Below are 9,740 nucleotides of genomic sequence, written 5' to 3' on the forward strand. Positions count from 1 at the left end.
CGGCTGCACGGCCACGCCGGGCGGAGCGACCGTGCTACCTGGCGGCGGCGCCAAAGGCTGCGACTGCACACTACCCGGCGGCGGCACCGCCTGCCCTGGCGGCAACGCCCGCGGCTGGGTCGGCAGCAGGCGGCCGCGCGGCAATTCCGGCACTTCCTCGTCGTCGTCGCTGGGAGGCGCCGGCTGGCCACGCGGGATCGAGCCGGGCGGACGCGGCGCGGGATCGGAGAAAATCGTTCCGATCTGCGCGCGCGCGGGCGGCGCAAGCGAGATGGTTGAGGCGGCAACCAGGGCCGCAAAGCCAGTCAGGGCAACGGTTCGAAGCATCTCGCGCGGCTTTAGAGGGCGAATCGGGCTCGCGACAGTCTACCTTGATATCGGCCGCTCGCAGGCCACCGGTTAACACGCCGAATACGGCGGGGAAAGGGCGTCCGGCCACCCTCCCCGGCGCACCGGTCAGCCGCTGGTCACCCTCTGGTCAACTCCTGGGAACACGTGTGATAGTCCTCACGCTGAAGGCGCGCGGCCACGCGTGAAAACCAGGAAAATCCGGATCGAACCGGACCAGCCAGAGGAAACCCAACATGCCAGATCGCATCAGGCTCGATGGCCGGGTCGCCGTCGTCACCGGGGCTGCCGGCGTCATCGGAACCGCCACGCTTCACCTACTCGCCGAACGCGGCGCGCGGATTGTCGCGGTCGATCGCAAGGGCGCCGATCTTGCGGCCGCCATCAGGGAGCTGCCCGCCTCGGCCGAGGCCTTCGCGATCACCGCCGACGTCACCGATGAGGACGAGGTCAAGGAGTACGTCCGCGCCGCCGTGGACCGCTTCGGCACCATCGACGCTTTCTACAACAACGCCGGCATCGAGGGCGACATCAAGCCGATCCCCGAATACTCGCTGGAAAGCTTTCGCCGGGTGCTCGACGTCAATGTCGTCGGCGTCTTCCTCGGCATGAAGCATGTGCTGCCGGTCATGCTGAAGCAGAACAAGGGCAGCATCATCAACACCGCCTCGATCGCGGGCCTCGTAGGATCGCCGATGATCGCGGTCTACAGCGCCAGCAAGCACGCGGTGATCGGACTGACCAAGAGCGCGGCCTGGGAATGCACCGGCACCGGCGTGCGCGTCAATTGCGTCTGTCCCGGCATGATCGAGAGCCGCATGCTGAGCACCATCCTGCAGGGGCGTTCCGGCGGCAACGCACCGCCGCCGGTCGAGAAGATCGTCGACCGCATTCCGGCGCGCCGGCTCGGGCTCGCGAGCGAGGTCGCCTCGATCGTCGCTTTCCTTGCCTCCGACGAGGCGAGCTACGTCTCCGGCTCCGCCTACACCGTCGACGGCGGCCGCATCGCCGCCTGACACTTCAGTTCAGCATGACAAGAAGGTTTGTTGCCTATGCCCGTCGTTCTCGATCCCGATGCCGCCGCCGTCTACAAGGCGTTCCAGGAGGCCGGCCGCCCAGCCTATGAATCGCTGACCGCGCCGGAAGCCCGCGAATATTATCGCGCCGCCCGAATCGTCTCCAATCCCGAGCCACCCGCGCTTGAATCGAGCAAGGAGCTGGCGATCCCGGCGCCGCACGGCCCGATCCCGGCCCGCATCTACACGCCGAAGACGCTGCGCAAGACCAACGGACTGGCAGCATGCCTCGTGTTCTTCCACGGCGGCGGCTGGGTGATCGGCGATCTCGATACCCATGAGGTGGTCTGCCAGAAGCTTGCCCATGAGGGCGAGCTGATCGTGATCTCGGTCGATTACCGGCTCGCGCCCGAGCATCGCTTCCCTGCTGCGGTGGACGACGCCGTCACCGCGACCAAATGGGTCGCCGCCAACGCGAAGGATCTCGGCATCGATGCCGCGCGCCTGATTGTCGGTGGCGACAGCGCCGGCGGCAACCTCGCGGCCGTGGTCGCCCTCACCGCCCGTGACAACGGACCGAAGCTCGCAGCCCAACTGCTGGTCTATCCCGCAACCGACTTCTCGCGGAAGCATCCCTCGCACAGCGAACCCGAGACCAGCATCCTCTTGACGCATTCGGTGATCGGCTGGTTCGGCAATCACTATCTCGGCGACGCCGACAACAGCAACTGGCGCGCCTCGCCCGCACGCGCGAACAGCTTCGCCGGACTGCCGCCGGCCTATGTGCTGACCGCCGGCGCCGATCCCTTGCGCGACGAAGGCGACGAGTACGCGAAATTCCTGAAGGACGCCGGCGTGCCCGTGACCTACCGGCATTTCCCCGGCCAGTTCCATGGCTTCTTCACCATGGGCAAGCTGCTCAACCAGGCCAATGTGGCGGTGACCGAGATCAGCACCTGGCTGAGGTCGCTGGGCTGAGCGATCAGATCGAGGGGCAACGCGCTGGTACCGGCGTCCCCCGATCTGGGCTCGTGAGCGCATGGCCGGCGCACCTTGCGGCGTTAGCGCGCCTTGAAGTTCCCCGCGCCGCGCGATAGTGCGGCCGGACGCGCTTCACGCCGCCGGGCACTCCAGCCAGCGAGATCACCTTGCTCACGCCACTCCTCGTCTACGGTATCCCGCTCGATTTCGTCCTGTTCGCGCTGACGCTGCTCGGCGTCGCGCTTTTCCATCATCACACGCTTGCGGTGGCGCTCACGGGCCTTGCCGCGATCGTTGCCTACAAGCTGATCTTCGCGGGTTTTGCGACATTCGGCGCAGGCCTGCCCGGCTTGGTGCACCACATCGAGCACGAATGGGTGACGCTCGCGAACCTGTTCCTGCTCTTGATGGGGTTTGCGCTGCTGTCGCGGCATTTCGAGGAGAGCCGGATCCCCGACGAGATGCCGGCGCTGCTGCCCGATGACTGGAAGGGCGGATTGATCCTGCTGGTGATCGTGTTCGTGCTGTCGGCCTTCCTCGACAATATCGCCGGCGCACTGATCGGCGGCACCGTCGCGCGCCACGTGTTCCGCGGCCGGGTCCATATCGGCTACCTCGCCGCCATCGTCGCCGCGTCGAATGCCGGCGGCTCCGGCAGTGTCGTCGGCGACACCACGACGACGATGATGTGGATCGACGGCGTCAGCCCGCTCACCGTCGTCGACGCCTATGTCGCCGCCGCCGTCGCAATGCTGGTGTTTGCGGTGCCGGCCTCGCTGCAACAGCACCGCTTCTCCCCGATCGTGAAGAAAGCACCGTCCGGCCTCCACATCGACTGGGCGCGCGTTGCGATCGTCGCCGTGATCCTGCTCGCCGCGCTCACGGCCAATATCACCGCAAATTTGAAATTCCCGGCGCTGCTCGACGCTCTGCCCGTGCTCGGGCTCGCGGTCTGGGCCGCGATCCTCGTCACCTCGGTGCTGCGGCGGCCGGACTGGTCTGTCATGCCCGAGACGCTCAAGGGCACCGTGTTCCTGCTTGCGCTGGTGACGGCGGCCTCGATGATGCCGGTGGAGAAGCTGCCCGCCGCATCATGGCAGACCGCGCTCGGGCTCGGCTTCGTCTCGGCGGTGTTCGACAACATTCCGCTGACCGCGCTGGCGCTGAAGCAAGGCGGCTACGATTGGGGCTTTCTGGCCTATGCGGTCGGATTTGGCGGATCGATGGTCTGGTTCGGGTCGTCCGCCGGCGTTGCGGTGTCCAACATGTATCCGGAGGCCAAGTCGGTGGTTCGATGGATCACCCAGGGCTGGCCGATCATGGTGGCCTACGTGGTCGGCTTCTTCGTGATGCTCGCCCTGCTCGGCTGGCATCCCGACGCGCCGCATTGACGGAAATGCTGATCTCGCCGTGTTGCGGCGCACAATCGCGCTATTTCAAACTTGTGGAAAAGCGAGACAAATCCGTTGACATTGCTAAACTCCATTCGCCGTAACAACTTATGGAGCGTTCGCATGAGTGTTAGTGCAGAAGTCCTCGCCCGCGCCCCGTTGGAAAAGACGGAAGGCGAAATCGAAACGGTGAGTTCGCATCGACCACGCGGCAATATTCGGCCTCTCTCACCGATGCCGGACTATGTCGAGCACCGCAACGGCGTCAATGAGGTGGGCATGCTGTCCGCCGAGGCGGTCGTGCGCGAATATGAAGCGGCGGTGAAAGAGATCGAGGCCCTTGGAACGGAACTGCAACTGGCCGCCAAGAACTGCGAGGCGATGGTGGCAGGCGTCCACGACATGATCGCGGAAATCAAGGAGTTCGCTGCGGGTTACCGCGATCAAGGCAAGCGCTTTTTCCTGCAGATCGAAGCCGTCTCGTTGATGACCACGGAGGTCAGGGATACCTGCGAAGCACTCAAGAAGAAGATCGCGACCGACACCTTGACCCGGTGATCTCTGGGCTCCGGCACGTTTCGTGCTCAGCGCATTCGTCGATTTTCAACGTGTATTGGTGAACGGCTGCGCCAATCCGGCGCGGCGGAACCGTTAGTTTCTATTCGGGACCAAGTCGTTCGAGATCGCTGCCCGCTTCGGCGGGGGTTTTGTGCTGCAGCAAACCCTGCGCGCCTCGAAGGGCCGGACCTGACCGATTCAGCGCGCGTCAGGTGCGCGCTCAGCCATGTCGGTCGCCGACGGTAAGGCGGATATCGCGGACCACCGGTCGCTAAAATCCTTGGCCGGGAGCGCGTCCGCGTCGGAGACGACAACGCCTGCGGTCCGGGGCAAGTGCGACCTCACCGTCGCGGCGGTTGCAGTGACAGCCAGCAGGGCGACCGCCACGAACCCGGTAATCGTTCGATGCTTTGTCACTAGAACCTCCTCTGGTCCCCAACACCACTTGATGTGGGTCACGGGAACCGTCGCGTCGGTTCACTACAAAGACAGCATCGATCGGATGAGTTTGGACAACGAGCTTGTCCCAAACTCAAATTGCTTCTGCCGACGGTGCCGACGAGTTTGGCGACGGTCCCTCATCGGCGGCAGTGCTCGCTTCGCCGTTTTCCAAGAGCTCGTTCGAGAGCTCGCCGGCGTTCGCAATTCACGACCTACCCGGCGCGTGACGCACGGCGCAGCGATTGCGGCGGCTGGCCGAAGGCGCGGATGAAGGCGCGGCGCATCCGCTCGGGATCGCGGAAGCCGGTGATCTCGGCGACGCGCTCGATCGCCTCGCCTGACGACTGCACGCGCTGCCGCGCCACTTCGATCCTCAACCGTTCGACCGCTTTCGACGGCGTGGTGCCGGTCTCCGCAATGAAGGCGCGGGTGAAATGCCGCGAGCTCATCCCGGCCTTGTCGGCGAGGTCCTCGACCGTCAGCGGCGCGTCGAGATGCTCGCGCGCCCAGGCCAGCAGCGGCCCGAACCGGCCGTTCGGCGTCTTCAATTCCAGCAGGGAGGAGAACTGCGACTGGCCGCCGCTGCGCCGGTGATACAGCACGAGCTGCCGCGCGGTTTTCTGCGCGATCTCGTCGCCGTAATCCTCGGTGATCATGGCGAGCGCGAGATCGATGCCCGCGGTGATCCCGGCCGAGCTCCAGATATTGCCGTCGCGGACGAAGATCTGGTCCGGTTCGAGCTTGATCTTGGGATAGGTCTTCACGAAATGCGGCGTGCGCTGCCAATGCGTGGTGGCGCGGCGGCCATCGAGCAGGCCCGCCTCGGCCAGCACATAGGCGCCCGAGCAGACGCTGGCGACGCGAATGCCGCGGCCCGCCATCCGTCGCACGAATGACAGCGTGGTCGGACAGCTCGCCGGCGTGCGCACGCCATTGCCGCCGGCGATGATCAGCGTCGTGATCGCCGCCGACGGCTTGAGGCCGCGTGCGAGCATCTCGACGCCGGACGAAGAGCGCACCGGCCCCGCCTTCACCGCAATCGTCTTGATATCGGGCGCGTCGTTGGCGAAACGCGCCGCGATCTCGAAGGCCGCGATCGGACCGGCTGCATCGAGCAACTGGAAGTCGGGAAAGATCAGGATGCCGATCATTTGCCAAATCCTCGCCACGTCCGAAAATGAGGGAAATACGCCATTCTGGACGGGAGGCCATCATGGCATCGTGGTTCCGTCAAGCGCTATTTGGAGGCTTCCGATGTCCGAACCCCTGCAGATTGGATTGCTCGTCTTCCCGAAGGTGACCCAGCTCGACCTCACCGGTCCGCTGCAGGTGTTCTCCTCGGTGCCCGGCGCGAAGGTGCACCTGATCTGGAAACGGATCGAACCCGTTCCGAGCGATTCCGTCATGGTCCTGACGCCGACCACGACCTTCGCCGACTGCCCGCAGCTCGACGTGATCTGCGTGCCCGGCGGGTTCGGCACCGACGACATGGTCGACGACGAAGAGATGCTCGCCTTCCTGCGCAAGCAGGCCGAGGGAGCGAAATACGTCACGTCGGTCTGCACGGGATCGCTGGTGCTCGGCGCCGCCGGTCTCCTGAAGGGCTACCGCGCCACCACGCATTGGAGCGCGATCGATTTCCTCGCCGGCTTCGGCGCGATCCCGACCAGGACCCGCGTCTGCGTCGACCGCAATCGCTTCACCGGCGGCGGCGTCACGGCCGGCATCGATTTCGCGCTGACGCTGGTGTCCGAGCTCGTCGATCGGAAGACCGCGGAAGCGATCCAGCTCAGGCTCGAATACAACCCGGCTCCGCCGTTCAATGCCGGCTCACCGGATACCGCACCGGCCGAGATTCTCGCCTTCATGAAGGAGCGGATGGGACCGGCCCACGCGCGCCGCGGCGAATTGATGGGCCGCGCGGCGGCGCGGCTCACCCAAGGCGGGTCCTCGTGATCGCAAGCGACAATTGCTGCTTCAGGGAGCAACGGGCTCCAATCCCTTGCTCCGTATCACTGCGGCAGCCGCCGGCGAGTGCAGGAATGCGATCAATTGCTCGGCGGCCTTCCGCTCGCCGGCATTGGTGCTGATGCCGACGCTGAAGGCGGTGTAGTTCTGCAACTCATCCGGAAGCACGCCCGCGAGAGCGACGCCCTCGACCCCGACGATGTTGGGCACGGTGATCACCGTCAGCTCTGCTTCGCCGCGTGCGACGGCCTCCACCGGGCTCCGCCCTGCCACAGCCAGGAGCTTCGGCTTCACGTCGTCCGCAATTCCGAGGCGATCGAGCAGATGCAGGAAATAGCTTCCGCTCACGCTCTCGCTTGAATAGGAGATTGATCGCGCCGCCAGCAGCGTTCGCTTGAGGTCCTCGCTGGAGGCGACCTGGGGCATCAGTGCACCCGCGCGGATCGCAACGCCGGCCGCGGTGCGGGCGATGTCGGACCGCGAACCCACGGCGATCTTGCCGAGCCGCGTGAGATCATCGACCACCGCCGGCAGCAGGACGGCGGCATCGAACGTCTCGCCCGCCTCGATCTGCCGCTTGAGCACCGGCACGCCCTCAAAGGTGAGGACAAGCGTATGTCCGGTCGCGCGCGCGAATGCGGGCGCAAGGTCATTGAAGACACCTTTCATGGTCGGCGTGCTGAGAACGGTGACCTCGGCCGCACCGCCGGTCGTGGCGCTCATCGCCAATACAAGCGCCGTGACCACGACGCGAATGCCCCTCATCACCGTCTCCTGCGTCTCAAGCGGATCCAGACTGCGAGTTCAGACCCAGATCTGGAGTCAGCGCCAGAACGGGAGTATCCACAAGGTCGATTATTCGACAGGCCGGTAGCCATTTAGGTACGTCATATGCGCTGGGCCGACAGGGTTGGGCGTTTCCTCAAGCCTCGCGACCTCCACGTCTTCATGACGGTGGTCGAGGAGCGCAGCATGGCGAAGGCCGCCGAGCGCCTGGCGATCTCGCGGCCGGTGATCTCGCGCACGATCGCCAATCTCGAACACATGCTCGGCGTGACGCTGCTCGACCGCACTGCGCGCGGCATCGCGCCGACGCTGTTCGGCAAGGCGCTGCTCAAGCGCGGCACCGCCGTGTTCGATGAACTTCGGCAGAGCGTCGAGGAGATCGCCTATCTCGCCGATCCCAAGGCGGGCGAGCTGCGCATCGCCTGCACCGAGGTATGGGCCGCCGGCCTCGTGCCGGCAGCGATCGAGCGGCTGTCAAAGCGACTGCCGCGACTGCGCGTCAGGCTGGAGCAAGGCACCGCGCTGCATCAGTTCAACCTGCTCCGGGAGCGTCAATGCGAGATCGTGATCTCGCGGCTGCTGACCGAGACACCGGACTCCGACATCGACATGCAGCCGCTGTTCTACGAACCGCTGGCCATCGTCGCCGGCCCGCAAAGCTCCTGGGCGCGCCGCCGCAAGCTGACACTGTCAGAGCTCGTCGACGCACCGTGGATCCTGTCGACGCTGGAGGCCGAAGCCGGCTCGCCTTTCGTCCAAGCATTCCATGCCGCAAAACTGCCGGTCCCCACCGCAACGATCTTCAGCAACTCGCTCCACCTGCGCATCAGCCTGCTCGCCACCGGACGCTACCTCACGCTCGTTCCGGGCTCGGCGCTGCGGTTCGGGCCCGGAACCGGTCTGCTCAAGGCGCTGCCCGTGGCATTGCCGCGGTGGCATCTGCCGACGGCGATCTTCACCCTGAAGGGCCGCATGCTGAGCCCGGTGGCGCAGGTGTTTGCCGATTGCGTTCGCGACGTTGCCGGGCCGCTGGCTCAAGGCAAGGCTAAAGCCAAGGGCACGCCCTGACGCTTCGTCTGCCCTGCAACAGAAAAAGGCCGCCCGGTTTCCCGAGCGGCCCTTCCTGTCTCACGGTAGCCTCACATTTGCGGGCGATTTCAGGACATCTGTACCGGGGGCCTATCTCCCGGCCGCATCCAACTCGGAGGCCGCTGCTTATCGGGACAGTCGCGATCTGGAGCCCGATCCGACGCGATGGTTTCCCATCTCCGTAAGATGGCTTCATTGAGCCGCCAACCCACGCGCGGCGCAAGCGGCAAGCAGCGGCGACGCCGCACCTGTCCCCGCTGTTACCGTTGTCCACAGGCAAGCGTGCGACGCACGCGCGTAGTTGCGCGCATGCACGCTCAAGACAACACCGCGTGAAGGTCAGCTTCCCGGCGTCCAGGCGTGATAGTCGCCGGTCGCCTTGGGGCGGCGGCCGCTCGCCAGCGTCGAGCCGGACGGGCGGTAGGCCTGCGCGGTGCCGGTCATGTTCGGCAGATGCGGTTTTTCCCATTCCCGCGGCGCATGCTTGTCCTCGGTCGGGGGCACATCGACCGTGTGGTGCATCCAACCGTGCCAGCCGGCCGGAATCCGGGACGCTTCGGCATAGCCGTTATAGACCACCCAGCGGCGCTCGAAATGCAGCGTCGGGTCGATCTCGCCGCCCTTGGTGCGATAGTAGCGATTGCCCTGCTCGTCCTCGCCGACCAGTTCGCCGAATCGCGAGGTCCACAATTGCGTGCCAAAGGTCTGGCCGTTCCACCAGGTGAAGAATTTCAGCAGGAATTGTTTCATGCGCGGCCGGTCGTCGGTTCGAGGCTATGGGGCTCTGATGCCACCTCAATCCCCAAATGTCCAGCCACCGCCAAGGGTGCCCGGCACTCCCCGAATTTGCCCCCCGTCCAGCGACCATTCGGCGACCAAATGACGCGGTCACGGGAAGTTTTGTTCACCTGCCATACATGCGCCGCTGGCTACGCAAACATGACGGACAATCAATGTCTAGCGCTGGAACGTCCGACCGCACAAATGGTTAGACATTGTCCGTTTTGATGGAGTCCAAAATGATCAATCTGAAGGTTCTGAGCACTGCCGCGGCATTGGCGCTTGCGCTGCCGTTGGCCGTGGCGCCGACCGTTTCGTTCGCCCAGACCGCCGCGCAGATGGGCGCGATGGGCGGTGGCGGTGGTGCACGCGGTGGCGGCGG

Annotated in this window: 9 protein-coding genes and 1 pseudogene; 6 read left to right on the top strand and 4 right to left on the bottom strand. The window is 65.4% G+C overall.

All coding sequences use genetic code 11. From position 1 onward, the window contains the following. Positions 1–327 (bottom strand): annotated as a pseudogene (locus H8A95_RS39020) (DUF2155 domain-containing protein); the annotation flags it as partial. 257 nt (positions 328–584) lie between these two features. On the opposite strand from H8A95_RS39020, the gene H8A95_RS39025 reads away from it, so the two are divergent. From H8A95_RS39025 to H8A95_RS39040, 4 genes are all read left to right on the top strand, one after another. Beyond that, positions 585–1,364, top strand: coding sequence for an SDR family NAD(P)-dependent oxidoreductase (locus H8A95_RS39025; RefSeq protein WP_229187885.1), 780 nt, complete (start codon positions 585–587; stop codon positions 1,362–1,364). 36 nt (positions 1,365–1,400) lie between these two features. Next, positions 1,401–2,342, top strand: coding sequence for an alpha/beta hydrolase (locus H8A95_RS39030; RefSeq protein WP_229187886.1), 942 nt, complete (start codon positions 1,401–1,403; stop codon positions 2,340–2,342). Positions 2,343–2,506: 164 nt separating this feature from the next. Continuing rightward, positions 2,507–3,736 (top strand): citrate transporter, encoded by a 1,230-nt coding sequence (locus H8A95_RS39035; RefSeq protein ID WP_420839525.1) that lies wholly within the window; start codon positions 2,507–2,509, stop codon positions 3,734–3,736. 123 nt (positions 3,737–3,859) lie between these two features. Further along, complete coding sequence (locus tag H8A95_RS39040; protein ID WP_229187888.1) at positions 3,860–4,294, top strand: hypothetical protein; 435 nt, start codon at positions 3,860–3,862, stop codon at positions 4,292–4,294. Between the two features lie 653 nt (positions 4,295–4,947). On the opposite strand, the gene H8A95_RS39045 is transcribed toward H8A95_RS39040, so the two are convergent. Then, positions 4,948–5,886 carry a GlxA family transcriptional regulator gene (locus H8A95_RS39045; protein WP_229187889.1) on the bottom strand — a complete coding sequence of 313 codons (939 nt, stop codon included), beginning with the start codon at positions 5,884–5,886 and terminating at the stop codon, positions 4,948–4,950. 103 nt (positions 5,887–5,989) lie between these two features. Between H8A95_RS39045 and H8A95_RS39050 the strand changes: the two genes are divergently transcribed. After that, positions 5,990–6,691, top strand: a complete 702-nt coding sequence (locus H8A95_RS39050; RefSeq protein WP_229187890.1) for a DJ-1/PfpI family protein — start codon at positions 5,990–5,992, stop codon at positions 6,689–6,691. A 21-nt stretch (positions 6,692–6,712) separates the two neighbouring features. Here H8A95_RS39050 and H8A95_RS39055 read toward each other — a convergent pair whose 3' ends face one another. Further along, positions 6,713–7,468, bottom strand: coding sequence for a molybdate ABC transporter substrate-binding protein (locus H8A95_RS39055; protein WP_229187891.1), 756 nt, complete (start codon positions 7,466–7,468; stop codon positions 6,713–6,715). Positions 7,469–7,594: 126 nt separating this feature from the next. On the opposite strand from H8A95_RS39055, the gene H8A95_RS39060 reads away from it, so the two are divergent. Beyond that, positions 7,595–8,557, top strand: a complete 963-nt coding sequence (locus H8A95_RS39060; protein ID WP_229187892.1) for a LysR family transcriptional regulator — start codon at positions 7,595–7,597, stop codon at positions 8,555–8,557. A 360-nt stretch (positions 8,558–8,917) separates the two neighbouring features. On the opposite strand, the gene H8A95_RS39065 is transcribed toward H8A95_RS39060, so the two are convergent. Further along, positions 8,918–9,328 carry an NADH:ubiquinone oxidoreductase subunit NDUFA12 gene (locus H8A95_RS39065; RefSeq protein WP_229187893.1) on the bottom strand — a complete coding sequence of 137 codons (411 nt, stop codon included), beginning with the start codon at positions 9,326–9,328 and terminating at the stop codon, positions 8,918–8,920. Positions 9,329–9,740 lie beyond the last annotated feature (412 nt).

Source organism: Bradyrhizobium oropedii, assembly GCF_020889685.1.
Classification (GTDB): Bacteria; Pseudomonadota; Alphaproteobacteria; order Rhizobiales; family Xanthobacteraceae; genus Bradyrhizobium; species Bradyrhizobium oropedii.